General features: G+C 38.2%; 18 protein-coding genes and 4 pseudogenes. 17 read left to right on the plus strand and 5 right to left on the minus strand.

Features of this window, described 5'->3' with window-relative positions; all coding sequences use genetic code 11:
* Positions 1 to 79: 79 nt before the first annotated feature.
* A complete protein-coding gene (htpX, locus tag NYR89_RS05865; RefSeq protein WP_279445095.1) occupies positions 80 to 949 on the plus strand; it encodes a protease HtpX in 870 nt (289 codons plus the stop codon).
* A gap of 70 nt (positions 950 to 1,019) precedes the next feature.
* Here the strand turns inward: htpX and NYR89_RS05870 are convergent, their stop codons facing one another.
* Positions 1,020 to 1,502: a YqaA family protein gene (locus NYR89_RS05870; RefSeq protein WP_279445096.1), complete on the minus strand. Its 483-nt coding sequence runs from the start codon at positions 1,500 to 1,502 to the stop codon at positions 1,020 to 1,022.
* Positions 1,503 to 1,705: 203 nt separating this feature from the next.
* On the opposite strand from NYR89_RS05870, the gene focA reads away from it, so the two are divergent.
* From focA to NYR89_RS05890, 4 genes and pseudogenes are all read left to right on the plus strand, one after another.
* On the plus strand, positions 1,706 to 2,530 hold the full coding sequence (gene focA, locus NYR89_RS05875; RefSeq protein ID WP_279445097.1) for a formate transporter FocA: 825 nt from the start codon (positions 1,706 to 1,708) through the stop codon (positions 2,528 to 2,530).
* Between the two features lie 93 nt (positions 2,531 to 2,623).
* Positions 2,624 to 4,935: pseudogene (gene pflB, locus NYR89_RS05880) on the plus strand (formate C-acetyltransferase).
* Positions 4,936 to 5,076: 141 nt separating this feature from the next.
* On the plus strand, positions 5,077 to 6,081 hold the full coding sequence (locus NYR89_RS05885) for a virulence RhuM family protein (RefSeq protein ID WP_423847866.1): 1,005 nt from the start codon (positions 5,077 to 5,079) through the stop codon (positions 6,079 to 6,081).
* A gap of 116 nt (positions 6,082 to 6,197) precedes the next feature.
* Positions 6,198 to 7,301: an adenosylhomocysteinase gene (locus NYR89_RS05890; RefSeq protein ID WP_279445098.1), complete on the plus strand. Its 1,104-nt coding sequence runs from the start codon at positions 6,198 to 6,200 to the stop codon at positions 7,299 to 7,301.
* 96 nt (positions 7,302 to 7,397) lie between these two features.
* Here NYR89_RS05890 and NYR89_RS05895 read toward each other — a convergent pair whose 3' ends face one another.
* The 3 genes from NYR89_RS05895 to NYR89_RS05905 all read right to left on the minus strand — a co-directional run bounded on the left by NYR89_RS05895 (position 7,398) and on the right by NYR89_RS05905 (position 8,835).
* On the minus strand, positions 7,398 to 7,772 hold the full coding sequence (locus tag NYR89_RS05895) for a hypothetical protein (protein ID WP_279445099.1): 375 nt from the start codon (positions 7,770 to 7,772) through the stop codon (positions 7,398 to 7,400).
* Positions 7,773 to 8,060: 288 nt separating this feature from the next.
* Positions 8,061 to 8,315, minus strand: a complete 255-nt coding sequence (locus NYR89_RS05900; protein WP_279445100.1) for a hypothetical protein — start codon at positions 8,313 to 8,315, stop codon at positions 8,061 to 8,063.
* 22 nt (positions 8,316 to 8,337) lie between these two features.
* Positions 8,338 to 8,835: a DUF805 domain-containing protein gene (locus tag NYR89_RS05905; protein WP_279445101.1), complete on the minus strand. Its 498-nt coding sequence runs from the start codon at positions 8,833 to 8,835 to the stop codon at positions 8,338 to 8,340.
* Between the two features lie 134 nt (positions 8,836 to 8,969).
* Here NYR89_RS05905 and NYR89_RS05910 point away from each other — a divergent pair, with 134 nt between their 5' ends.
* Together NYR89_RS05910 and pflA are read left to right on the plus strand one after the other, a co-directional pair.
* A complete protein-coding gene (locus tag NYR89_RS05910; RefSeq protein WP_188157559.1) occupies positions 8,970 to 9,302 on the plus strand; it encodes a helix-turn-helix domain-containing protein in 333 nt (110 codons plus the stop codon).
* Positions 9,303 to 9,407: 105 nt separating this feature from the next.
* Positions 9,408 to 10,145, plus strand: a complete 738-nt coding sequence (gene pflA / locus NYR89_RS05915) for a pyruvate formate lyase 1-activating protein (RefSeq protein ID WP_279445102.1) — start codon at positions 9,408 to 9,410, stop codon at positions 10,143 to 10,145.
* A 77-nt stretch (positions 10,146 to 10,222) separates the two neighbouring features.
* On the opposite strand, the gene NYR89_RS05920 is transcribed toward pflA, so the two are convergent.
* Positions 10,223 to 12,520 carry a TonB-dependent receptor gene (locus tag NYR89_RS05920; RefSeq protein ID WP_279445103.1) on the minus strand — a complete coding sequence of 766 codons (2,298 nt, stop codon included), beginning with the start codon at positions 12,518 to 12,520 and terminating at the stop codon, positions 10,223 to 10,225.
* Positions 12,521 to 12,757: 237 nt separating this feature from the next.
* Between NYR89_RS05920 and prlC the strand changes: the two genes are divergently transcribed.
* The 10 genes and pseudogenes from prlC to NYR89_RS05970 all read left to right on the plus strand — a co-directional run bounded on the left by prlC (position 12,758) and on the right by NYR89_RS05970 (position 25,959).
* Positions 12,758 to 14,791 carry an oligopeptidase A gene (prlC, locus tag NYR89_RS05925; protein ID WP_279445104.1) on the plus strand — a complete coding sequence of 678 codons (2,034 nt, stop codon included), beginning with the start codon at positions 12,758 to 12,760 and terminating at the stop codon, positions 14,789 to 14,791.
* Between the two features lie 250 nt (positions 14,792 to 15,041).
* Positions 15,042 to 16,199 (plus strand): chorismate mutase, encoded by a 1,158-nt coding sequence (locus tag NYR89_RS05930; protein ID WP_279445105.1) that lies wholly within the window; start codon positions 15,042 to 15,044, stop codon positions 16,197 to 16,199.
* A 565-nt stretch (positions 16,200 to 16,764) separates the two neighbouring features.
* Positions 16,765 to 18,157: pseudogene (locus NYR89_RS05935) on the plus strand (DASS family sodium-coupled anion symporter).
* Positions 18,158 to 18,390: 233 nt separating this feature from the next.
* Entirely contained in the window at positions 18,391 to 19,788 is a 1,398-nt protein-coding gene (locus NYR89_RS05940) for an SLC13 family permease (protein WP_279445106.1), read from the plus strand.
* A gap of 256 nt (positions 19,789 to 20,044) precedes the next feature.
* Entirely contained in the window at positions 20,045 to 21,433 is a 1,389-nt protein-coding gene (locus NYR89_RS05945; protein ID WP_279445107.1) for an SLC13 family permease, read from the plus strand.
* Positions 21,434 to 21,589: 156 nt separating this feature from the next.
* Positions 21,590 to 22,767: pseudogene (locus NYR89_RS05950) on the plus strand (phosphoglycerate kinase).
* Between the two features lie 152 nt (positions 22,768 to 22,919).
* Positions 22,920 to 23,997 (plus strand): annotated as a pseudogene (gene fbaA, locus NYR89_RS05955) (class II fructose-bisphosphate aldolase).
* A gap of 123 nt (positions 23,998 to 24,120) precedes the next feature.
* Positions 24,121 to 24,915, plus strand: a complete 795-nt coding sequence (locus NYR89_RS05960; RefSeq protein ID WP_279445108.1) for a peptide ABC transporter ATP-binding protein — start codon at positions 24,121 to 24,123, stop codon at positions 24,913 to 24,915.
* 46 nt (positions 24,916 to 24,961) lie between these two features.
* A complete protein-coding gene (locus NYR89_RS05965; protein WP_279445109.1) occupies positions 24,962 to 25,666 on the plus strand; it encodes an AzlC family ABC transporter permease in 705 nt (234 codons plus the stop codon).
* Positions 25,666 to 25,959: an AzlD family protein gene (locus tag NYR89_RS05970; protein ID WP_279445110.1), complete on the plus strand. Its 294-nt coding sequence runs from the start codon at positions 25,666 to 25,668 to the stop codon at positions 25,957 to 25,959. The genes NYR89_RS05965 and NYR89_RS05970 overlap by 1 nt, the downstream gene beginning before the upstream one ends.
* Positions 25,960 to 26,096: the final 137 nt, after the last annotated feature.

Here is a 26,096-nt window from a genome sequence, read left to right on the forward strand (position 1 = left end):
GTCAAACACTTGAATTCTTATAGAATTAACTCTATTTAGTGATTTGTTTTCCCACTCTTTTTTGGAGATTTATTTACTTATGGCAAAAAGAATTGTCTTATTTTTATTAACTAACTTAGCGATTACTTTCGTACTTGGTATTGTGTTAAATATCATTTTCCAAGTGACGGGGATTCAAGGTGGTAGCACCGGTGGCATTTTAGTGATGTCGCTTATATTCGGTTTCGCTGGTTCTTTAATCTCATTATTTATGTCAAAAAGTATGGCATTACGTTCTGTCGGTGCAGAAGTGATTCAACAGCCTCGCAATCATGCAGAACAATGGTTATTCGATACTGTGCAACGTCAATCGCAACAAGCGAACATTCCAATGCCAGATATTGCCATTTACCACTCTGCCGATGTTAATGCCTTTGCAACCGGTGCAACAAAAAGCAACTCATTAGTCGCGGTAAGTACCGGATTATTGGATAATATGACCGAAAATGAAGCCGAAGCGGTGGTTGCACATGAAATCGCACACATTGCAAACGGCGATATGGTGACAATGACTTTATTACAAGGTGTATTGAATACCTTTGTGATTTTCTTATCACGCATTATTTCAACAGTCGCTTCAAGCGGTAAAGACGAAAACGGTAATGCGACTCAAAACACCTTAGTTTTCTGGATTGTAGATATTGTGTTGCAAATGGTCTTTGGTGTCATCGCAACCATGATTGCAATGTGGTTCTCTCGTTACCGTGAATACCGTGCGGATGCAGGTTCTGCACAATTAGTCGGCAAAGAGAAAATGATTGCGGCATTACAGCGTTTACAACACGTACACGAACCGCAAGAAATGCAAGGTTCTCTTGCGGCATTTATGATTAATGGTGCACGTTCTAAAGAATTATTTATGAGCCACCCACCACTTGAAAAACGTATCGAAGCGTTAAGAAACTTATAATCGACAAGCGGTCTGATTTTGCAAAAAACTTGCAAGAACAGACCGCTTTCTTATAGGTGTTTATTAATAGCTAAAACCAAGGTGATATCGCAAACAATAAGATTAAGTAACGTATAAACTTACCTAAGCAAATAAAGATAAGCGATTGCCATAAGTTAAAGCGAAGCCAACCGGCAATACCGCATAGCAGATCACCGATAATCGGCAAACTGCTTAATAATAAGGCAAATACCCCATATTTTTCACATAAACGTAATGCCCATTGAGCCGTTTTATGTTTTAAATCTAATGGCTTGGGAATCAATAATCCCATTGCATAAGTAATGGAACTGCCAAGGCTATTACCAATGGTTGCAACACCGAGTAGCCAAAGTATTTGGCTTGAAAATAAACTCGAATCAGTCAAGCGAGTTTGAGTTGCTAGCGTAGTAAATATAATTTCGGAATTACCCGGCAACACAGTTGCACTCAAAAATGCACTGAGAAACATAGTCACTAGCTGATTTTCTGCTGAAAGAAATAAACTAAAAAAGGAAGAGAAATAATCTGTCATACTTGTTTTGTAAAATATTTGTTAAACATCTGATCTAGTTATTTTAACAAAAGTTTGAGGTTTGGTTTCAATTTGATCTGTATCAAAATGTGCTTTTGATTTACCTCAATATAATGACAATTATGTTTTGAGGGATTGAGGTAACAGGTCTATAATTCTCAACAATTTCTGTAATTTTTCAAATTTATATTTAAGGATTATAAATGTTCTCTCCTGCTGAAATGGCAAAAATCGCTGAAGACGGCGCAGTTTATAAAGCGACTAAACATCAATTATATTCTTTCATCTCCGCAATTTTAGCAGGTGGCTTTATTGGACTTGCATTCGTATTTTATACCACAACCCAAACCGGTGCGGTGGATGTGCCTTGGGGTATGGCGAAATTAGTCGGTGGTACGGTTTTCTCACTTGGTGTAATTTTATGTGTAGTTTTTGGTGCTGAACTTTTTACTTCATCCACTTTAACCGCTGTGGCTAAAGCGACACATCGAATCACTTGGTTCCAAATGTTTAAAAACTGGTGCATTGTGTACGGTGGTAATTTTATCGGCGGTCTAAGTGTAGTGGTATTAATTTGGCTCTCAGGTCAAATTATGGCGGCAAACGGTCAATGGGGTTTAACCATTCTTAAAACAGCACAACATAAAATTCACCATACTTGGATAGAAGCCTTTACCCTCGGTATTTTATGTAACATGATGGTTTGTCTTGCAGTATGGATGGCAAATGCCGGTAAAAGCCTAACGGATAAAGCGTTTATTATGATTATGCCGATTGCATTATTCGTGTCATCAGGTTTCGAGCACTGTGTTGCCAATATGTTTATGATTCCGATGGGAATGATGATTTCACATTTTGCATCACCTGAATTTTGGACAGCGATTAATGTTGATCCGGCACAATTTGCAGATTTAGATTTATATCATTTCGTTGTGAAAAATTTAATTCCGGTTACTTTAGGTAATATTGTCGGCGGTGTATTTTTCATTGGGTTAGTGCAATGGTTCTTATATATCCGTAAGCACTAAGATAATTTCAATTTAGGCGGTTTAATTTAGGCAAATTTCTGCAAAAAATAACCGCTTGTAAAACTTAATTTACTAACAAATAGAGGACTTAAAATGACTCAACTAACTGAAGCTCAACAAAAAGCATGGGCAGGGTTTACTGGTGGCGACTGGCAAACTGAAGTAAACGTACGTGATTTTATCCAAAAAAACTATACTCCATATGAAGGCGATGAGTCTTTCTTAGCTGGCGCAACAGTGCGACAACTAAGTTATGGGAAGAAGTAATGGAAAAAATCAAAGTTGAGAACAAAACTCACGAACCGTACGATATTGATTGCGACATTCCATCAACGATTACTTCTCATAAAGCAGGTTATATCGATCAAGCTTTAGAGAAAATCGTAGGTCTTCAAACTGATGCACCATTAAAACGTGCGATCATCCCATTTGGCGGTATCAAAATGGTTAAAGGTTCTTGTGATGTTTATCGCCGTACCTTAAACCCTGAAGTAGAAAAAATCTTTACTGAATATCGTAAAACACATAACCAAGGTGTATTCGATGTTTATACTCCGGACATTTTACGTTGCCGTAAATCAGGTGTAATTACCGGTCTTCCAGATGCTTACGGTCGTGGTCGTATTATCGGTGACTACCGTCGTTTAGCAGTATACGGTGCGGATTTCTTAATGAAAGACAAGCAAAAACAATTTGCTTCATTACAACCTCGTTTAGAAGCGGGTGAAGATATCCAAGCAACAATCCAATTACGTGAAGAAATCGCAGAACAATACCGTGCATTAGGTCAAATCAAACAAATGGTCGCATCATACGGTTTTGACGTTTCTCGTCCGGCTGAAACTGCACAAGAAGCGGTTCAATGGACTTACTTCGCATACCTTGCCGCAGTTAAATCACAAAACGGTGCGGCAATGTCATTCGGTCGTGTATCTTCATTCTTAGATATCTATATCGAACGTGACTTAAAAGCAGGTAAAATCACAGAAGAAGAAGCACAAGAGTTAATCGACCATTTAGTAATGAAATTACGTATGGTTCGTTTCTTACGTACACCTGAATACGATCAATTATTCTCAGGCGACCCAATGTGGGCAACTGAAACTTTAGCAGGTATGGGCTTAGACGGTCGTACACTAGTAACCAAAAACAGCTTCCGTATCTTAAATACCCTTTACACAATGGGTCCATCACCAGAGCCAAACTTAACTATCCTTTGGTCTGAACAATTACCGGACGGCTTCAAACGTTATTGTGCAAAAGTATCTATTGATACTTCATCAGTACAATACGAAAATGATGACTTAATGCGTCCTGACTTTGATAACGATGACTATGCAATCGCATGTTGTGTATCTCCGATGGTTGTTGGTAAACAAATGCAATTCTTCGGTGCGCGTGCAAACTTAGCGAAAACAATGTTATACGCAATCAACGGCGGTATCGATGAGAAATCTGGTGCACAAGTTGGTCCAAAAACAGCACCGATTACAGACGAATATTTAAACTTCGACGATGTAATGGCTCGTATGGATCACTTCATGGATTGGTTAGCAACACAATATGTCACTGCATTAAATATCATCCACTTCATGCACGATAAATACAGCTACGAAGCGGCATTAATGGCATTCCACGATCGTGATGTATTCCGTACAATGGCATGTGGTATCGCAGGTCTTTCTGTTGCGGCGGACTCATTATCTGCAATTAAATACGCAAAAGTTAAACCAATTCGCGGCGACATCAAAGATAAAGATGGTAACGTAGTGGCTTCAAATGTAGCGTTAGACTTCGAAATTGAAGGTGAATATCCGCAATTCGGTAACAATGACAACCGTGTAGACGAAATCGCTTGTGACTTAGTTGAACGTTTCATGAAGAAAATTCAAACGCACAAAACTTACCGCAATGCGACTCCAACACAGTCAGTTCTTACTATCACTTCTAACGTGGTTTACGGTAAGAAAACTGGTAATACGCCTGACGGTCGTCGTGCTGGTGCTCCGTTCGGTCCAGGTGCAAACCCAATGCACGGTCGTGACCAAAAAGGTGCGGTTGCATCATTAACTTCTGTTGCAAAACTTCCGTTTGCTTACGCGAAAGACGGTATTTCATATACCTTCTCAATCGTACCAAATGCATTAGGTAAAGATTACGAAGCACAAAAACGTAACCTTGCAGGCTTAATGGACGGTTACTTCCACCACGAAGCAACGGTTGAAGGCGGTCAGCACTTAAACGTAAACGTATTAAACCGTGAAACATTATTAGATGCGGTTGAGCATCCAGAGAAATATCCACAATTAACCATTCGTGTATCTGGTTATGCGGTACGTTTCAACTCTTTAACTAAAGAGCAACAAATGGATGTAATTACACGTACATTTACTGAAAGTATGTAATAGTAATTTGCAAAACTTTTAGAAAAATCAACCGCTTGTCGCAGTTTATGGGGCAAGCGGTTTTTCTTTTGTGATCTCGCTCGAAAAAATGGCTATTCATTTACACAGCTTTAGAAATATTGTTTATAATTACAGTGTTCTATGTGTGAGAAAGAGATATCTAAGCAAGATTTAATTCGTTCCTCTGTGGCGGAATACCTAACTTTTATCACGGCAACAGGGGAAAGCCAAGTTGAAGCGATTTATGCCGATGAAAATGTTTGGCTAAGCCAAAAAATGATGAGGATACTTTATGAGGTAGAGTCTCATACTGTTACTTACCATTTACAAAAAATATTTTTTGATAAGGAATTAGATGAAAATTCAGTTACTCGAAAATTTCGAGTAACTGCCCAAGACGGCAAAAGTTACCAGACGAAACACTATAATTTATCTGCAATTATTTCGGTAGGTTACAAAGTGAATTCTGAACGTGCCGTGCAGTCTCGCAAATGGGCGACTGAAATTGTACAGAGCTTTGCGATTAAAGGCTTTGCGATGGACGATGAACGGCTGAAAAATGACGGTACGATTTTAGGCAAAAAGTATTTTGAAGAACAACTTGTCCGTATTCGAGAAATTCGTTTATCTGAGCGGAAATTCTATCAAAAAATCACGGATATTTATACGACCGCTTTGGACTATGACCCTACCTCGACGAAACGTTTTTTTGCCACTGTGCAGAATAAACTTCATTGGGCAATTCATGGGCATACGGTAGCAGAGTTGATAGTAGCCAGATCCGATGCTACAAAAACCAATATGGGGCTGACAAATTGGAAAGATGCCCCACAGGGAAAAATTTACCCCTTTGATGTGGTGGTTGCGAAGAATTATCTGTCAGACAGTGAGCTGGCACAATTACAAAGGCTTTTTTCGGCTTATTTAGATATGGCAGAAGATATGGCAGAACGCCAAATTCCTATGACAATAGCAGATTGGGAAACCCGATTAAACCGCTTTCTTGCTACCGACCGAGAAATTTTACAAGATGCCGGTAAAGTCACCGCTGAAATTGCTCGTTCTTTCGCATTAAGTGAGTTTGAAAAATATCGGGTGAAACAAGATTTGAGTTATGAAAGTGATTTTGACCGTGTATTAAAATAGGTAGCGACTAAATATTCAGCAACATAATGGGAGTTTTATCTATAGTAATTTACCCCAAATCGGTTAAGAATAGCATATAATTACCGACTTTATTGATAGGTTTATAAGAATTGGCAATGTACCAAAATTTTAACGCTGAATTAGATTGGGCAACACTACATATGACTCGTACTCGAGCCGCAATCGGGGCTTTACCTGATTTATCCCACGTACGTTTAGCGTGCAATATGCACTTAGATTTGAAAATGGCTCCGTTAGTGAAAGGCTTGCTGGATAAAGGGGCAAAAGTGTTTTTAACCACTTGTAACCCAACCACCGTACAAGATGATGTGGTGGCGTATTTGGTGGAAAATGGGGCAGATGCTCACGCTTGGCGTGATATGTCCAATGCCGACTGGCACGAAAGTTTTCAAAAAGCAGTAGATTGGCGACCAACCCATTTATGCGAAATGGGGTCGGATTTAACCTCACTCATTCACTCGAAAGGCTTACAAACAGGTGTGAAAGCAGGCTTAGAAGCCACCGGTTCAGGCGTGAACCGTTTAAATGGTCTGAAACCTTATTACCCGATTTTCAACTGGGATGATTTGCCGGTGAAAGAAGGTTTACACAACCGCCATATGGTGGGCTTAACCGCTTGGCATACTTTTTTACAAACCACCCACTTAAGCCTACACGAAAAAACAGTAGTTGTTATTGGTTATGGTTTGGTAGGGCAAGGTGTGGCGACTTCAGCAAAAGCCTACGGTGGTAAAGTGATTGTGGCTGAATTAGATCGTGCAAGAGCGTTACAAGCCGAATATGACGGTTGGATGGTAATGCCACTTGCTGAGGCAATCAAAATTGCTGATGTGGTTGCCACAGCAACAGGGGCGAAAAACGTGCTTTCAGGCAAGATGATTGAACAAGCGAAATCAGGCTTATTTATTTTAAATGTCGGACACGTTGCCGAAGAAATTGATGTGCCGTTTTTAAAACAACACCCGATGAGCGTGCCGATGCCGTATGTCAATGCTTACCAAGTAGGTGAGAAAACCGTTTATCTGTTGGCAGACGGCTCAATGTTTAACCTCACAGCAGGTTATGGCGACAGTATTAATGCCTTTGATGTAACTTTAGCGGTTATGGCAAGCGGCATTGGGCATATTGTCGGCGAAGGTGAAAAGGCAGAAAAAGAAGTTTACTTACTGCCGAAAGTTGTTTGGCAAAAAGTGTTATAAAATCGACCGCTTGTAAGCGGTTGGGATAGCCTTAAAACAATATACTTTAAAATAAAACAGCCCTGAATTGGGCTGTTTGTCAATAAATTGAGTACGCTAAATACAATAAATTTGTTTTGAACCTTTCGATTTAGGTTGGTAACACTGACCTCTAAAGTGAGCGGGAATACTTTTTAATCGTTTCACTTCTTTCGCCTCTTTCCCATTGATATAAGCATCAGTTTGATAGCCGTTTCCGCCCGTTGTCATTGCTAGATTGATATTGATGAAACTCACCACCGTGCCATTTGCAAAAGTATGGCTCTGTTCTTGCATTCCGTTTGAGCAGTTTTCGACTTTGCTTTTAGTTAGCTTACCATTTTTAAGATAGTAACCGTTGGAATAGCGTTTCCCTTGTCCGTAATCTTCATCGCAGGCGAGGGTTGGTAAGGAAATGGCAAGTACGAATAAAGTAAGTAGAAATTTCTTCATTTTTACTCCCTATGTATGGTAAACAGCAAATTCTCGGTAACTAAAGGTTGTATAGAGAAATACAGCCTGTAATAAGCGGTATAAAATTCACTTAGGTTTTCTCAGAAAAAAGATTTTTCCAAAACTTTCTGTATCATAGTAATTGTAACTTATATCCTCACTATGAACTATCTCATATCCAGCATTTAAATAACCCATTAAGTCGGTTTGAAATTTATCATAATCATTACAAGTATCATTATGATAAAACGGCTGAGCTATTTTTAATAGCTTATAATCATACATATATTATTCCCTCCAACTATTCATTTCAGGATTATATTCAATAAAGGGAGGGCAAATGCTACTACTTACTCTAATGAATATAACTTCACCGCTACCTCCCGGAGAGGTGCTATATTTACAAGTACGAAAGGATGAAGAAACATATCTAGTATTATATGAATGATCACCATACATTGTAATCCAGTCAGCAAAAGCACTTACAGATACAGATACACCTAAACCAACAGCTAAAACAGCTACTTTTCTTAAACTTTGCATACGTTTCTCCTATTAAAGTTAATTAAGAATTTGTTTTCTTCCAAAACGGAACTTGTGGTTTGCCAAAATCATTTTCTCCCTCATTACCTTTTTTAAAAGCAAGAGTAATCAGGCAACTAATAGAAAGTACGCTCATTGCCAAATTAACTAGAAGCTTAATATCAGAAGTAATCAGCAAGGTAAAAGGTGAGAGAATATCTATCCACAAAACAGTATTGAATAAATTAGTATCCGTTGCTTTCTTATTGAGATCGTGTATACGTCTAACGATGTGGGAGTATTTGAATACAAAAACTAATGTAACAACTGCAAAAATGATGGCTAAGCCTAAAAAGTCCTCTGCTGAGCCGAATGTATCGTTCGTTATGCGATAGTTGATCTTTGGAGCTATCAAAGCCAGAAAACCTGCAATAAATAGATAAATTACTGCAAAAATAGGTAGGAAGACCGCATAATGAAGCCGCCCTATCCGCCCCTTAAACCCAAAGAAAAATCCGAAAATACTTTTGATACTATTCATTTTAACGTTCCTATGATAATAATTTATGCCTTCTAGGCATTTAATATCGTAATTCTATGCCTTATAGCATATTCAGTCAATGCAATAAATCACAAAAAATATGCCTAAAATGAATAATCTTAGTAGGCAGTAAAATGGCACAACCAGTTGCATCAGACATCGACCGTCTTGTCGGTCAACGTATCCAACAAAAACGCAGAGAAATGGGCTATTCGGCGGAGAGGCTATCGGAGTATGTGGATATTTCCCAACCACAGCTTTCACGCTATGAACGAGGGGCGAATAAGATCAACGTGGCACATTTGGTGGCGATTGCGACTTTCTTGAAAACGCCGATCAGCTACTTTTTTGCGGACTGTATGGAAGGATTCGATTGGAATAGCGATGAAGCCGACCGATATTGGCAGGAATTAACCCAAACGCAAAAATCGCTATTAGTAGATTTTCTGAAAGAGATCAAAAAATAGTTGGGATTTCTCGCTGAGTAAAGTTTGACGGCTTGATTTATTTCTGCAAACAATCTAAAAATTTGCTACAATTTGGCAAAATTTTTTGAGGTCTGAGGTAAGCAAATGTCTATTGCACGTTATCACTCTTACGAATCTTGCGGCACGGTAGATGGTCCGGGGATTCGTTTTATTCTTTTCTTGCAAGGCTGTCTAATGCGTTGTAAATATTGTCATAACCGTGATACGTGGGATCTTGACGGTGGTAAACAAATCAGTGTCGAAGATTTGATGAAAGAAGTGGTAACCTACAAGCACTTTATGAAAGCGACCGGCGGTGGTGTAACAGCATCTGGCGGAGAAGCTGTATTACAAATGGAATTTGTGCGAGATTGGTTTAGAGCCTGTAAAGCGGAAGGTATTGATACTTGTTTGGATACCAATGGTTTTGTTCGCCATTATAGCCCCGTAGTCGATGAAATGCTTGAAGTGACCGATTTAGTTATGCTCGACTTAAAGCAACTAAATGATGAAATCCACCAAGATTTAATCGGTGTATCAAATAAGCGTACACTTGATTTTGCTCGCTATCTGCAAAAATTAAATAAACGTACTTGGATTCGTTATGTTGTCGTACCGGGTTATACCGATGATGATGATTCCGCACACCGCTTAGGGCAATTTATCCAAGGTATGCAAAATATTGAAAAAGTTGAATTACTCCCTTATCACCGTTTAGGAGCACATAAATGGGAAACACTTGGTTATAAATATGAATTAGACGGTGTATTGCCACCGCCAAAAGAAGATCTTGAGCGTATTCAAAAAATTATTGAAAGCTACGGACACACCGTAAAATTCTAAACCCATTACATAAGAATAAAAAATCCCCAAGGTTCGATTAAACATCTTGGGGATTTTTATTTCTCCTAAAAATTTTATTAGAAAGTCACATTCATACCAAGCATTGCGTTTCTACCCATTTGTGGAATATGAGGTAAATAAGACACGTGCTGATGAATTTTTTGATTTAATAAGTTATCTACTTTTAAGAACACTTGATATTCTGTCTGATTGAACATCTTATTGTAAGTTAACCCAACATTCACTTGATGAGAACCCGGTGTTGCTTTTTCATATTTCGACACTTTATTCTGAGTAAACACTCGATAATACTCTAACATTCCCGACCAATTCTGATTGAAATCCGCATTAAATCTTGCCCCTAAACGTAATGGTGGTACACGTGGTGCTGAAATATCAGGTTGGGCTTCCCATCCTGAAACCTGACCTCTTTTTGCACCAAAAATGTAATAGCCCTTTGGAATATCAGGCAGATCGGTTAATTTACCACGAACATAATCACCAAATACGGCAAGACGATAATTCGGCGTAAAGAGATAGCCAATTTCACCTTCTACCCCACTAAAACGTGCTTTCCCTTGGTAATAACGGTTTACTTTTAAAGTATATTCATCACTCAAAGATTTAGGACCACGATTATCATTCAAAGTAAGTGGATAAATATAATTATCGTAATGAGTATGATACACATTAAATTTGTAATCCCACTTCTCTCCCATATAAGCTAAAGCTAACTCAATATGATTTGAACGCTCTTTATTTAGGTTTTTATTACCGGCTTCAAAAGCATTGAGTGCAATATGTTTACCGTGTGCATAGAGTTCTTGAGCATTTGGTAAACGTTCCTGATGAGAAGTGTTTAAAGTCAGTTTATGATCCGGAGCAAAAAACCAATTGGTCGCAAAACTATAAGAGTAACCGGTTTCCTTATGCGGTTCCAAATTTGGCATTGGCGTATTAAAGCCTAACCATTGATCGATTAACTTAACATCATAATCCATTGAAATTTTCTGACGCTCAACACGGCTACTGACTTCAAATGAAAAATCACCGAGATTTAAACGTTCAATACCAAATACACTAAATTGCTTAGTTTTTGGATTATTTAATAACTGTTGCTTATTCACGATACGTGCGGCTTCTAATGATAAAGCACTAGTCTGTAAATGAGAATATTGTGCTCCAATCGCTCCCTTTAACCCATTCCATTCTGAATGAACTAATTCAAGACGTAGATTTTTTCCTTTATTTTTAAAGTAATTTTCTATTCTATTGCCATCTTTTTCATCATGAAAATAATCAACATAGTTTGCGGTAACTTTGAGCGATTCAATCCCCTTTATCGGATTTTTTAATTCCCCATCAAGATCGTATCGTTTGGAATGCATATCAATCCAAGGCTTACCATGTGGGTGATCTTGCATGCCATACTGAGAACCGCCGGGAATATGTGAGTGATCTAAGCGAAGTCCCGGATTGTTATAATCAATGTCGCTTTCTTCCGCTAAATGCGGATAAAAACGTAAATAGCCTTTCCCAAACATCACGCCTTGGCGGATAATGCTAATCGTATAATGATCGTATTGATGCGTATGTCCAACTAAACCGTATTTATTACGTTGATCCGTATAAGCCACACCTAAATGTCCTTTCTCTCCAATCCAAGAAAGTCCGACCGTGCCTGATTGAGATTGAAGGTCACTATCTGGCACCCGATGATAAGACTTGCCTTCAATCGTAAATTTCGGCGCATAGTATTCGGAGGCTTTGTTATATAGCCCTTGTAAACGTAAAGCAAAATTATTGCCTAATGCAAAAGTAGATCCTGCATAAGTTAAACGTTCTTTATTCGCAGAACTAAAACGTACACCGGCTTGCCCTTCATATCCTTTTTCCGGTAATACACTCGGAATTTTCTCATCAACCACATTAATTACCCCAGCATTATTACCTGCACTATAAAGTAGAGTTGTTGGACCACGTAAAATTTCAATACGTTTTGCAAGCAAAGAATCTACAGTAACCGCATGATCGGGAGATAGTTCCGACATATCAAAGGTTTCACCGTTATTTTGCAGAATTTTCGCACGCTTGCCTTCTTGACCTCTAATAATTGGCGCACTTGCTCCCCCGCCAAATTGACTGGAATGAATGCCCAACTCTCCGGAAAGTGCATTACCTAATGTTGTGCCTCGTTGCTTTAAGGTTTGGCTATCTACCACTTTTTCATTGATATTTAAACCATCTCCTAACAAATTACCTTTTGTATCCGGCGTACTGCCTTCAACGGTAATCATATCTAATGTCTCCTCTGACGCATATATCGCATTTGAAATTAAAAGTAATAAACTCAACGCCAAACTATTTTTTTTCATTTTATTCAACCTAAAACCATAAAAAAATTAAGGGCGTTAATTTACTTTAAAAAACACTAACTTTCAATAATAACCTTAAAAAAATTATATATACTTATTGAGTATGTTTTATCTTCATCCAACAAGTTACATATAAAAATAACTAAAAAACCCCCTCGTGATTTCTGTTTCTATGAAACTTTGGTGTATGATGCTAAGACTAATAATTCATTTCGACTAAGAAAAAGGAAATAAACAATGTCTAATCCTCTTTTAAATTACACCGGTTTACCTGCATTTTCACAAATCAAACCGGAACATATCCAACCTGCAATAGAAGCAGTGATTAAAGAATGTCGCGATACAATTGAACAAGTTGCTCAAATTGAAAACCCAACGTGGGAAAATTTCTATATGCCACAAGCGATTGCCGGCGATAAATTTGCGCGTGCGTGGTCACCCGTCGGTCATCTAAACGGCGTGAAAAACTCGCCGGAATTACGAGAAGCTTATCAGGCATGCTTACCGATACTTTCTGAATACAGTACTTGGGCGGGGCAACACCAAGGTTTATATCAAGGCTATGTAAAACTGAAAAACTCATCGGAGTTTGAGAGCTATTCTCTTGCACAGAAAAAAGCAATTGAAAACAGCCTACGTGATTTCGAGCTTTCGGGGATTTCATTACCGGCGGATAAACAAAAACGTTACGGTGAAGTATCTGCTCGCCTGTCTGAACTAAGCTCACAATTCAGTAATAATGTATTGGATGCCACAATGGGCTGGGATATCGTGATCACAGACGAAGCACAGCTTCAAGGCTTGCCAGAATCCGCCTTAGAAGCGACAAAACTTTCTGCAGAAAGCAAAGGTAAAAAAGGCTACCGCTTTACTTTAGAATTCCCAAGTTACTATCCGGTACTAACTTACTGCGAAAACCGTGAACTACGTGCGGCAATTTATAAAGAGTATGCAACCCGTGCTTCTGATCAAGGCTCAAATGCAGGCAAATGGGATAACTCGGCAAATATCGATGAGAAACTTAAATTACGCTTAGAAATGGCGCAATTATTAGGTTTTGAAACTTATGCTGATCTTTCTCTTGCTACCAAAATGGCGGAGAACCCGCAACAAGTTGTCGATTTCTTAGAAGATTTAGCCAAACGTTCAAAAGCACAAGGTGAAAAAGAATTAGCGGAACTACACGCCTTTGTTGAACAAGAATACGGCGTAACCGAACTTCAGCCGTGGGATATTGCATTTTATAGCGAAAAGCAAAAACAAGCATTATATGCAATCAATGATGAAGAACTTCGCCCTTATTTCCCAGAAGATCGCGTACTTTCAGGCTTATTTGAACTAATGAAGCGTATTTTCGGCTTACGTATCGAAGAAAAATTCGGCATTGATACTTGGCACGAAGACGTGCGTTTCTTCCAAATTTACGATGAGCAAAACGAAGAACGCGGTGCATTCTATTTAGATTTATACGCACGTGAAAATAAACGTGGCGGTGCGTGGATGGATGATTGTATCAACCAAAAACGTTTGGCAGATGGTTCGTTACAAAAACCGGTAGCATACTTAACTTGTAACTTTAATAAACCGATTGGCGACAAGCCGGCTCTGTTTACGCATGACGAAGTTACCACCTTATTCCATGAGTTTGGTCACGGTATCCACCATATGCTCACCCAAATTGATGTCGGCGATGTTGCCGGGATCAACGGTGTACCGTGGGATGCGGTGGAATTACCGAGCCAATTCTTAGAAAACTGGTGTTGGGAAGCGGAAGCACTTGAATTTATTTCGGGGCATTATCAAACCGGCGAACCGTTACCGAAAGATAAATTAACCCAGTTACTCAAGGCGAAAAACTTCCAAGCGGCAATGTTTGTATTAAGACAATTAGAGTTCGGTCTATTCGATTTCCGTTTGCATTTGGCACAACCTCGTGAAGGCTTGGTGTTAGATACCTTAAAAGCAGTAAAAGCGGATGTTGCTGTAGTACGCACACCTGAATGGGTACGTACGCCACATAGTTTTAGCCATATTTTTGCAGGTGGCTATGCAGCAGGCTATTACAGCTACTTATGGGCAGAAGTATTATCGGCGGATGCCTTTGCTAAATTTGAAGAAGACGGTATTTTCAACCGAACTACCGGTCAGTCTTATTTAGATAATATTCTGACGCGTGGTGGTTCGGAAGAACCAATGGTATTGTTTGAACGTTTCCGTGGCCGTAAACCAACCTTAGATGCACTATTACGCCATAAAGGTATTGCGAGTTAATATCGTTCTATTCAAGTATAAGGAAGAAATTATGTGGATGACAATCGGGATTGGCATAGTCACTCTTCTCGCTATCTCAGTAGCTATTTCACTGAAATTAAGCACGAAAGAATAATATCAATTTTCTAGTACAGTAAGTGTATTAAAGCGGTCGAATTTGCAAAAAATCTTGCAAATTTGACCGCTTGTCTTTTTTTTATCAACTAAATCGCTATAATCTTGATAAATCAAATAATTAAGAGAAAACACGATGTCATTAGATTTATCCAATATCCGCCAACAAATCACCCAACTTGATCGCAATTTACTGAAATTACTTGCCGAACGTCATCGTCTTGCTTTTGATGTGGTTCGTAGTAAAGAAATCACACAAAAACCGTTACGTGATATCGAACGAGAAAAAGCGCTATTACAAGCATTAGTGAGTCATGCTGAAGCGGAAAATTATCAATTAGATCCGCAATATGTTACACAGATTTTCCAACGCATTATCGAAGATTCGGTACTAACTCAGCAAAATTATCTGCAAAATAAATTAAATGAGCAAAAAGAACAAAATGTATCGATTGCCTTTTTAGGTATGCGTGGTTCTTATTCCAATATGGCATCTCGTCAATTTGCGAAAAAATATCAAGGTTCTTTAATTGAATTGAGTTGTGATTCGTTCCAACAAGTGTTTGATAAGGTGAGTGAAGGTGAAGCTGAATTTGGTGTGCTTCCGCTTGAAAACACCACTTCAGGTTCAATCAATGACGTATATGACTTACTGCAACATACTGATTTAGCGGTAGTTGGTGAATTAGCTTACCCGATCAAGCACTGCGTACTGGCAAACGGTAATATAGATCTTGCTGAAATTGATACCTTGTACAGTCACCCTCAAGTGATTCAACAATGCAGTCAATTTATTCAAAGCCTAAATAAAGTTCATATTAAATATTGTGAAAGTAGCTCGCACGCAATGCAGATGGTTGCCCGCTTGAATAAGCCGAATATTGTCGCATTAGGTAATGAGGACGGTGGTAAACTTTACGGTTTAACCAATATCAAAACCGATATTGCCAACCAACAAAACAATATCACACGCTTTATCGTGGTAGCGAAACAAGCGATTAATGTTTCGCCACAGCTACAAACTAAAACATTGTTGCTGATGACCACTTCACAACAAGCCGGTGCGTTAGTAGATGCCTTAATGGTATTCAAACAGCATCAAATCCGTATGACTAAATTGGAATCTCGCCCGATTTACGGTAAGCCTTGGGAAGAAATGTTCTATGTAGAATTACAAGCGAATATTCATTCCGAAAATACTCAACAAGCGTTAACAGCGTTAGAAAGCGTAACTAGCTATGTCAAAGTATTAGGTTGCTACCCTAGCGAAATCATCGAGCCGGTAAAACTATAACAAGCGGTTAAAATTTTGGGGATAGTGGACAAAATTAATGGTGTTCAATGCTATAAGTGTTTTGATTGCCATTGAATATCAATGTTCTGAAAGAATCATCCGAAGGAATCTTCAAAAATCCATAAAAACTGAACAAAAACTTTACCTGAAACACTCACTTAAACTTCATCGCTTAATCAAGCATTACTTCAATGGCTAAATGAGTATAAAACCTACTTTAACAAAAGTTCGGAGCATAATGTTAAATGAAGCGATTACGCAGTACTTATTGGAGTTTAAAACGTGATATAAATTATTTGGCAATCAAGATTATCGCAGACATATTGCACATATAACGAATCAAAGATTGACTGATGAATTTTATTTACCTGCATAAGTTAAAAAAATAAAGCCATAACCGACTAAAAATACCTATTATAGCTATATCATCAGGAAATTGGACTCAATTTTGTCCACTATCCCAAATATTTGAAGATCTTCACATTTTTGTAACATTTTTATTTTTTTCTACCTAATTTAGTATATAGTGCAACCTATTTTATAACTCAATAAAGGTGGGTATTCTATGGGAAGCAATTCCGCCCCTGTGGCAAAAACCAATATGCGTAATAGTGTGATATTTATTGTCGATGTCATACTTTTCTTCATTTTATTAAATGTATTGCCTTTTGCACCTGAAGCAAATAAAGGATTGGCTTTATTAGTTTTCGTTGCGGTACTTTGGTTAACGGAAGCGTTACATGTCACGGTTACTGCATTATTAGTGCCAATACTGTCGATTGCATTAGGCTTAGTTAAATCAAAAGAAGCTTTGGTTGCCTTTGCTGATCCGACTATTTTCCTTTTCTTCGGTGGTTTTGCTTTAGCAACGGCATTGCATATTCAACAATTAGACCGCTTAATTGCGAATAAGATTATGACAATGGCGAGGGGTAAACTTTCTGTTGCGGTTATTTATTTGTTTTCGGTTACAGCGTTTCTTTCTATGTGGATGAGTAATACGGCAACCGCCGCAATGATGTTACCGCTGGCGATGGGGATTTTAAGCAAATTGGATCGCTCTCAACATCATAATACTTATGTATTTGTATTGTTGGGAATCGCTTATAGTGCGAGTATCGGAGGGATGGGGACTCTCGTCGGTAGTCCACCGAATGCGATTGTTGCTTCACAATTACATCTTTCATTCGCAGATTGGATGAAATATGGTTTACCGATTATGTTTATTTTAATGCCATTGATGATTGGTGTATTGTATGTCGTATTCAAGCCTAAATTTGATGTACAGTTTGAACAGACATTTGAAAAAATTGAGCTTAATCGTGATCGTATTTTAACCTTAGTAATTTTTGCATTTATTGCGTTAAGTTGGGTATTTAGTTCACAGCTTAATCCATTACTTTCAGGTTTATTAGGACTAAAAGGCAATATCGGTAGCTTTGACAGTATTATGGCTATGGTTGCCGCAGCATTAATTTGTATTACGCGTGTTGCAACTTGGCAACAAGTCCAAGAAAACACGGAATGGGGAGTATTATTCCTATTCGGTGGCGGTTTAACGTTAAGTGCGGTATTAGGACAAACCGGTGCAAGCAAAATTATGGCGGACGGTATTGTGGCGTTAATTGACGGTAGCCATTTCTATGTGATTGGCTTAATTGTGGTCGCATTTATTATTTTCTTAACTGAATTTACTTCAAATACAGCAAGTGCTTGCATTATTAGTACCGATTTTTATCTCGATTGCAGAAGCATTGAATATGCCATCACTCGGTTTAGCATTAATTATTGGTTTAGGTGCAAGTTGTGCCTTTATGTTACCGGTGGCAACACCGCCAAATGCGATTGTATTCGGTACGGGGCAAATTAAACAAAATGAAATGGTTAAAGCCGGTTTTTGGTTAAATATTATTTGTGTCTTAGTGATTGCAACGGTCGGTTACGTATTCTGGTTATAAGAATCTTGTAACAATATAGTTAAAATCAACCGCTTACGCCCTATTCTCAGATGTTAGAATAGGGCGTTTTTTATTATAAATGGTTGTACCTGTTTAAATTGTTGATTAAAAATTATGATGTAACTCATATTTTTTTACTTTAGTTATTTTTTTGCAATGATTTTTTGATATAGTCCTTTCGTTTTAAATAAATTGTAACATTTTAATCAAATCTGAAACGTGGGGGACACTGAATGCCAGAAACCAAGCAATTTAAAGAAGATGTTGCTAAAAATCGCAGGAATACCATCATTTATATTTTGGATGTGATTCTATTTTTAGCATTACTAAATTTCCTACCTTTTGAACCTGCTCCGACTAAAGCTCTCGCTTTACTTGCGTTTGTAGCGGTTTTATGGCTTACCGAAGCAATGCACGTCACCGTTACCGCACTATTTATTCCGGTACTTTCCGTCTTTTTAGGTTTGGTCGAATCCAAGCAGGCATTAGTGGCATTTGCTGATCCGACTATTTTCCTCTTTTTCGGAGGATTTGCATTAGCAACCGCATTGCATATTCAAAAAATTGATAAATTAATTGCCAATAAAATTATGGCACTGGCTAAAGGTAATTTATTTGTTGCGGTACTTTATTTATTCCTTGTAACCGCCGTGCTTTCAATGTGGATGAGTAATACCGCCACCGCAGCAATGATGTTACCGCTTGCTTTAGGCTTATTAAGTAATATGGATAAAGAACGTGATCACAACACTTTCGCCTTTGTGATTTTAGGTATTGCTTATAGTGCCGGTCTTGGCGGTATGGGAACTTTAGTAGGAAGTCCGCCGAATGCGATTGTCGCTTCACAACTAGGCATCGGTTTTGCTGAATGGTTAATTTACGGTTTACCGATGGTTGCTATTTTATTACCAATGGCATTAGTCGTGTTGTATTTTAACTTCCGTCCTAAATTCTCAGGACGTTTTGAATATCACGCAGAAGAGATTCCAATGAATCGTAAACGTATTATTACTTTAAGTATTTTTGTGGTAATCGCTCTCTGCTGGGTTTTCGGTCAACAAGTGAATAGCTTTATTTCGCCATTATTAGGTTTATCGAAGAATATCGGTAGCTTTGATAGTATAGTGGCAATGATTGCCGCACTAGCTTTATGTACGTCACGAGTAACGACTTGGAGCCAATTACAAGAAGGAACAGAATGGGGGGTATTATTCCTATTTGGCGGTGGTTTAACCTTAAGTTATGTGTTAAGCCATACTGGTGCGAGCAAAATTATGGCAGAAGGAATTGTTTCACTAATTGAAGGTAAACACTATTATATTATTTGCTTAATTATTGCAACATTTATTGTATGTTTAACCGAATTTACCTCAAATACAGCAAGTGCGGCGTTATTAGTACCGATTTTTATCTCGATTGCAGAGTCATTAAATCTTGATCCTCGTGCATTTGCTTTAATTATCGGTTTTGGTGCTTCCTGTGCCTTTATGATGCCGGTCGGTACACCGCCGAATGCGATTGCGTTTAGTACAGGTATTGTCAAACAGAGCGATATGTTGCGTTCGTATAAACTCAGTATTGTTTGTATTTTAACTGTTTCTCTAATCGGATATTTTTTCTGGTTAGAATAGGTGAACTAGAATAAAAGCGTAGCATATTGGCTACGCTTTTTTTATGAGTTTATTTGAATTTTTATTCATGATATTTGAGTATTTTTACGTGTTTTATGCAATATGTTTGTTATATTATGCGTAATCAGGAGATAAGCTCACTGAATAAAATAATTCATTAATTTTATGTTTTCCTCTTTACTTTTGTTAAAAATCGTTTATTGTCGAATTTAGAGTCTAAAACAGACCAATATGCAAACAAATTAGAGGTACCATTATGTCGAAAACTACGAAGAATCCTATACGAGGCGTTACTATCTTAACGCTTGATTTGATCTTGTTTTTTACGTTATTAAAGTTATTGCCGTTTGCTCCGCAAGAAAATAAAGGATTGGCTTTATTGATCTTTGTGGGTATTTTGTGGCTAACGGAAGCCTTTAATATCACCGTCACGTCTTTAATGGTACCTATCTTCGCCATTTTCTTGAATGTCTTATCTACTAAAGTCGCCTTTGCTCCCTTCTCCGAACCGATTATCTTTATGTTCTTTGGCGGTTTTGTTATCGCGACGGTATTAAATATTCACCAAATTGATCTTTGGATTGCTAATCATGTCATCCGTTTAGCAAAGGGGAATTTGAAACGTACGATCATTTACTTATTTGCTGTTACGGCAGGGCTTTCGCTCTTTATCAATAATACGGCGGTGGTCGCCCTTATGTTGCCACTTTCTTTAGGTATTTTGCACCAATTAGATTTTAAACAACATCGTAAAATTTATGTATTCGTGTTACTTGGTATTGCATTTAGTTCGAGTATCGGTGGAATGGGAACGGTTGTTGGATCTGCACCTAATGCGATTTTAGCTTCTTATATTAAAGTTTCATTTTCAGAGTGGCTTGCTTACGGTATGCCAGTCGCGATTTTGTTACTGATTTCCATGGTTATCGCACTACTTGTTGTTCTTCGCCCTAATTTTAATGTTCATTTTGAAGCAAAAGTAGAAAATATTCCGTTAACGCCCAAACGTTTAACAACCTTAATTGTATTCTGTGTCACAGCCATTTTATTAACATTCAGCAGCGTAATTGAACCGATGGTACGTCAATTTTTAGCGTTAAAAGAATCGATTAAAAGTTTCGATGCGGTCATAGCAATGATTGCGGTTATCGTGCTTTGTATTACCAATACAGCAACATGGTCGCAAATTCAGGAACGTGCAGAGTGGGGTGTTCTAATGTTATTCGGTGGCGGTTTAACCCTTGGCATTGTGTTGAAAGATACCGGAGCAAGTAAAATTTTGGCTGACGGTATTGTGAATTATATTGGTAACAAACACTGGTTAATTATGACATTATCAATGGCGGCATTTATTGTATTTCTAACCGAATTTACCTCTAATACTGCGAGTGCCGCACTAATGATGCCGATTTTTATCTCAGTAGCAAATTCTCTCGGTCTACCGCCGATTTCATTAGTCGCCATTATTGCTTGTGGTGCGTCTGTCGCCTTTATGTTGCCGATAGCAACACCACCAAATGCGATTGTATTTGCTACTGGTTATATTAAACAAAGTGAAATGGTAAAAGTTGGACTAATCCTTAACTTACTCTGTGTAGTAATTTTAGGTTGTATGTCATATTTCTTCTGGACTACATGGTGGTAGATACTCCATTTGGAGTAATTGGAGGGTGTAAGCGGTTAAAAACTGTTTGTTTTTTACAAAATCATTCAAGAATTTGATCTACATTCGCCCAAAATAGGTAGAAAATGATATAATTATACTGTTTTATTTTTGAAACTTAAAAAAGAGGAACTTACTATGTCAGTTATTAAAATGGCAGACCTTGATCTTGCGGGCAAACGTTTATTTATCCGTGCTGATTTAAACGTACCAGTAAAAGATGGCAAAGTGACATCTGACGCACGTATCCGTGCAACCATTCCTACCTTAAAATTAGCCTTACAAAAAGGCGCAAAAGTAATGGTAACTTCTCACTTAGGTCGTCCAACTGAGGGTGTTTTCGAAGAAGCAAATTCTTTACAGCCTGTAGTTGATTACTTAAACGCATCAGATTTAGGTGTTCCGGTACGTTTAGTTCGCGACTATTTAGACGGTGTTGAAGTCGCTGAAAATGAAATCGTGGTACTTGAAAACGTACGTATTAATAAAGGTGAGAAGAAAAATGATCCTGAATTAGCGAAAAAATATGCAAGACTTTGTGATGTATTCGTTATGGATGCGTTTGGTACGGCTCACCGTGCTGAAGGTTCTACTTACGGTGTTGCACAATTTGCACCGATTGCATGTGCTGGTCCGTTATTAGCGGCAGAATTAGATGCTTTAGGTAAAGCGTTAAAAGAACCACAACGCCCGATGTTAGCAATCGTTGGCGGTTCAAAAGTTTCTACTAAATTAACTGTTTTAGACAGCCTTTCAAAAATCGCAGACCAATTAATCGTTGGTGGCGGTATCGCAAATACTTTCATCGCAAGAGAAGGTCACCCTGTAGGTAAATCTTTATATGAAGAAGATTTAATCCCTGAAGCAAAACGTTTAGTCATGCAGCAACTAATATCCCAGTTCCTGTTGATGTACGTGTAGGTACAGAATTCTCTGAAACCGCTCCGGCAACAGAAAAAGCCGTATCTGAAGTTCAAGCGGACGAATCAATTTTTGATATCGGTGATAAATCAGCAGAAGAATTAGCAAATATCATCAAATCTGCAAAAACGATTCTTTGGAATGGTCCGGTTGGCGTATTTGAATTTCCTAACTTCCGTAAAGGTACTAAAGTGATTTCAAACGCAATCGCTGAAGCAACGGCAAACGGTGCATTCTCTATCGCAGGTGGCGGTGATACGTTAGCGGCGATCGATTTATTCGGTATTGCAGATAAAATCTCTTATATTTCAACAGGTGGCGGTGCGTTCTTAGAATTCGTAGAAGGCAAAGTATTACCGGCAGTTGAAATCTTAGAGAAACGTGCAAACGGCTAATTCTTTAACTCCCCCTCTTTGAAAAAGAGGGGGCTGGGGGGAGATTTTACAAACGGCGATTTTTCTCCGATTTTTTACAAATCTCCCCCTACCCCCTCTTTACTAAAGAGGGGAATAATTTTGAATTTATTAACACTATAGGAAACTCAAAAATGGCATTATTAGACATCGTAAAACCGGGTGTGGTAACAGGCGACGACGTTCAAAAAGTATTCGCTTATGCTAAAGCAAACAACTTTGCAATTCCGGCGGTAAACTGTGTAGGTTCTGACTCTGTAAATGCAGTATTAGAAACAGCAACGCGTGTAAAAGCACCTGTTATCGTTCAGTTCTCTAACGGTGGTGCACAATTCTATGCAGGTAAAGGTATTAAACCAGCATCAGGTGCTCGTGCAGATGTTTTAGGTGCAATCGCAGGTGCGAAACACGTTCACGCATTAGCAGAAGAATACGGTGTTCCGGTAATTCTTCACACTGACCACGTCGCGAAAAAATTACTTCCATGGATTGACGGTTTATTAGATGCAGGTGAAAAACACTTTGCAGAAACAGGTAAACCTTTATTCTCTTCTCACATGATCGATCTTTCAGAAGAGCCTATGGCTGAGAATATGGCAATTTGCCGTGAGTATTTAGCTCGTATGGATAAAATGGGTATGACACTTGAAATCGAAATCGGTATTACCGGTGGTGAAGAAGATGGTGTTGATAACTCAGATGTTGAAGAGTCTAAATTATATACTCAACCGTCAGATGTTTTATATGTTTACGACCAATTACACCCAGTAAGTCATCGTTTCACGGTTGTTTGCGGCATTCGGTAACGTACACGGTGTTTACAAACCGGGTAATGTAAAATTAAAACCTTCAATCTTAGGTGCATCACAAGAGTTCGTTTCTAAAGAACGTAATCTTCCTGCTAAATCAATCGATTTCGTTTTCCACGGTGGTTCAGGTTCATCACGTGAAGAAATCCGTGAAGCAATCAGCTACGGTGCGATCAAAATGAACATCGATACAGATACACAATGGGCATCTTGGGACGGTATTCTTCAATTCTACAAAGCGAACGAAGCATACTTACAAGGTCAATTAGGTAACCCTGAAGGTCCTGATTCTCCAAATAAAAAATATTACGATCCACGTGTTTGGTTACGTAAAATGGAAGAATCTATGTCTAAACGCTTAGAGCAATCTTTCGAAGACTTAAACTGTGTAAACGTTTTATAATTTCAGATTGTAAAAAGTTGACCAAAAAAGACCGCTTATTGGCGGTCTTTTTCATTGCTAATTAAGAGTGGATAACTGATAATAATTTTTCAGTTATCCATTTTAAGATCCATTCCTAATCAAATGCCTTTACTTGAAATTAAACACCTGAATAAGCATTTTACTGACCGAATCGGTTTATTTCGCAAACACGATTTTTATGCAGTTAAAGATGTTTCCTTTACTTTGGAAAGAGGTGAAACGATAGCGATTATTGGAGAAAATGGGGCAGGTAAGTCCACATTAGCGAAGATGATCGCCGGGATCACAAAACCCACTTCCGGCGAAATGATTTTTAGAGGTCAGGCACTCCACTTTGGCGATTATCGCTTTCGAGCTAAACATATTCGAATGATGTTTCAAGATCCGAATGATGCTTTTGATCCTAATTATAATATCGGACAAATTTTAGATTCGCCATTACGTTTAGCGACTAATTTAAATGAAAATGAGCGTAATGAACGCATTTTCAGCACGTTACGTTTAGTGGGTATGTACCCAGAACATGCTCTTATTCATATTAATGATACCTCGAGTAGCCAAAAACAACGACTTGCACTTGCCAGAGCGTTAATCCTTTCTCCGGAAATTATTATTGCAGACGATACTTTAAGTACATTAGATTTCTCGGTAAGAACTCAGTTAACGAATCTAATGCTAAATTTGCAGGAACGCCTCGGTATTTCTTTTATTTATGTCGGACAACATCTTGGAATTATTAAGCATATTGCGGATAAATTGATGGTTATGCAAGAAGGAGAGGTTGTTGAATATGGCTTAACCAAAGAGCTACTATTAAATCCGCAAAGTCCGATTACAGCACGCTTAATTGAGAGTCATTTCGGTAAAAAATTAACGCCTGAAGCGTGGGATCAATGACGATTCACAATATCTAAAATTTATATTCAAAAAAATAATATTAAATATGCAACACAATGAATTTATAAGAGGTGTGAAAGAAGCCTCTCCGATGATGTTAGGCTTTATTCCTTTGGGATTGGTATTAGGTGCTCAAGCCTCTCAAAAGGGTATGCCGTTTTATGAAATCGGTTTACTAACCGGACTGAATTTTGCCGGCGGTTCGGAATTTGCCGCTGTAAATCTTTGGACGCATCCACTTGCAATCAGTGTGATTGTTGCCGTATCAATGCTGATTAATAGTCGTCATATTATTATGGGAGCCGCCCTTTCTTTATATATGAAAAATATCGGTCGATTAAAATCACTCGGCTTATTATTTTTTATGGCAGATGAAGTATGGGCGATGAATTTGGCTGATGCACAAAAACGTCCTGAAAAGGCAATCAGTATTCCTTATTATATGGGAACGGCGATTAGCCTTTATGTGATGTGGATTAGCTCCAGTATGATTGGTGCTTATATCGGGCCTTTTGTCGGTGATTTAGAGAAATATGGCTTCGATATGTCTTTTACTGCAATATTTTTAGTGATGCTAAAGGGAATGTGGAAGTCATTTAAGCTAGCTCGTCCTTGGTTTGTGAGTTTATTGGTTGCCGGCTTGATTTATCATACGGTTGATGGTGCTTGGTATGTACTTGCAGGAGCATTATCCGGTATTTTTTCCGCTTATTTTTGGCATAAGGGAGAGAGTAAAGGAGAAACGTTATAATGGAATGGAGTGTTTTTCTCACGATTATTTTAATGGCGTTTTCCACTTATCTTACTCGTATTCTTGGCTTTCTCGTATTACGCAACCGAAAATTAAGCCGTACAACTGAAAAAGTTATGGAAGCTGTACCGGGTTGTGTTTTAATTTCGGTAATTGCACCGGTAATTATGTCCGGTGATCTTGCCAATACAATAGCGGTAATCATAACTTGTTTAGTTATGATGAAATTTTCGTTATTTCCGACTGTGGTTATTTCAATTGTGGCAACGGGATTATTGAGAGCAGTTTTATAAGGGATAAGCGGTTAAGTTTGAAAATTCTAAACACTTGCTAATTTTTTGCTAATTTTTCTTATTTAGAATGCTCTGTATCGGAACTGCTAAGCCGATATGTTTTTTTCACAATGATTCTTAAAAGCTCAAGTCAATTT

It is taken from the genome of Actinobacillus arthritidis (genome assembly GCF_029774155.1).
Classification (GTDB): Bacteria; Pseudomonadota; Gammaproteobacteria; order Enterobacterales; family Pasteurellaceae; genus Actinobacillus; species Actinobacillus arthritidis.

What these genes read in the sequence shown, in the direction of transcription:
- htpX (WP_279445095.1), top strand. Translation starts at nt 80, where the DNA reads ATGGCAAAAAGAATTGTCTTATTTTTATTAACTAACTTAGCGATTACT.
- NYR89_RS05870 (WP_279445096.1), bottom strand. Translation starts at nt 1,502, where the DNA reads ATGACAGATTATTTCTCTTCCTTTTTTAGTTTATTTCTTTCAGCAGAA.
- focA (WP_279445097.1), top strand. Translation starts at nt 1,706, where the DNA reads ATGTTCTCTCCTGCTGAAATGGCAAAAATCGCTGAAGACGGCGCAGTT.
- NYR89_RS05885 (WP_423847866.1), top strand. Translation starts at nt 5,077, where the DNA reads ATGTGTGAGAAAGAGATATCTAAGCAAGATTTAATTCGTTCCTCTGTG.
- NYR89_RS05890 (WP_279445098.1), top strand. Translation starts at nt 6,198, where the DNA reads ATGTACCAAAATTTTAACGCTGAATTAGATTGGGCAACACTACATATG.
- NYR89_RS05895 (WP_279445099.1), bottom strand. Translation starts at nt 7,772, where the DNA reads ATGAAGAAATTTCTACTTACTTTATTCGTACTTGCCATTTCCTTACCA.
- NYR89_RS05900 (WP_279445100.1), bottom strand. Translation starts at nt 8,315, where the DNA reads ATGCAAAGTTTAAGAAAAGTAGCTGTTTTAGCTGTTGGTTTAGGTGTA.
- NYR89_RS05905 (WP_279445101.1), bottom strand. Translation starts at nt 8,835, where the DNA reads ATGAATAGTATCAAAAGTATTTTCGGATTTTTCTTTGGGTTTAAGGGG.
- NYR89_RS05910 (WP_188157559.1), top strand. Translation starts at nt 8,970, where the DNA reads ATGGCACAACCAGTTGCATCAGACATCGACCGTCTTGTCGGTCAACGT.
- pflA (WP_279445102.1), top strand. Translation starts at nt 9,408, where the DNA reads ATGTCTATTGCACGTTATCACTCTTACGAATCTTGCGGCACGGTAGAT.
- NYR89_RS05920 (WP_279445103.1), bottom strand. Translation starts at nt 12,520, where the DNA reads ATGAAAAAAAATAGTTTGGCGTTGAGTTTATTACTTTTAATTTCAAAT.
- prlC (WP_279445104.1), top strand. Translation starts at nt 12,758, where the DNA reads ATGTCTAATCCTCTTTTAAATTACACCGGTTTACCTGCATTTTCACAA.
- NYR89_RS05930 (WP_279445105.1), top strand. Translation starts at nt 15,042, where the DNA reads ATGTCATTAGATTTATCCAATATCCGCCAACAAATCACCCAACTTGAT.
- NYR89_RS05940 (WP_279445106.1), top strand. Translation starts at nt 18,391, where the DNA reads ATGCCAGAAACCAAGCAATTTAAAGAAGATGTTGCTAAAAATCGCAGG.
- NYR89_RS05945 (WP_279445107.1), top strand. Translation starts at nt 20,045, where the DNA reads ATGTCGAAAACTACGAAGAATCCTATACGAGGCGTTACTATCTTAACG.
- NYR89_RS05960 (WP_279445108.1), top strand. Translation starts at nt 24,121, where the DNA reads ATGCCTTTACTTGAAATTAAACACCTGAATAAGCATTTTACTGACCGA.
- NYR89_RS05965 (WP_279445109.1), top strand. Translation starts at nt 24,962, where the DNA reads ATGCAACACAATGAATTTATAAGAGGTGTGAAAGAAGCCTCTCCGATG.
- NYR89_RS05970 (WP_279445110.1), top strand. Translation starts at nt 25,666, where the DNA reads ATGGAATGGAGTGTTTTTCTCACGATTATTTTAATGGCGTTTTCCACT.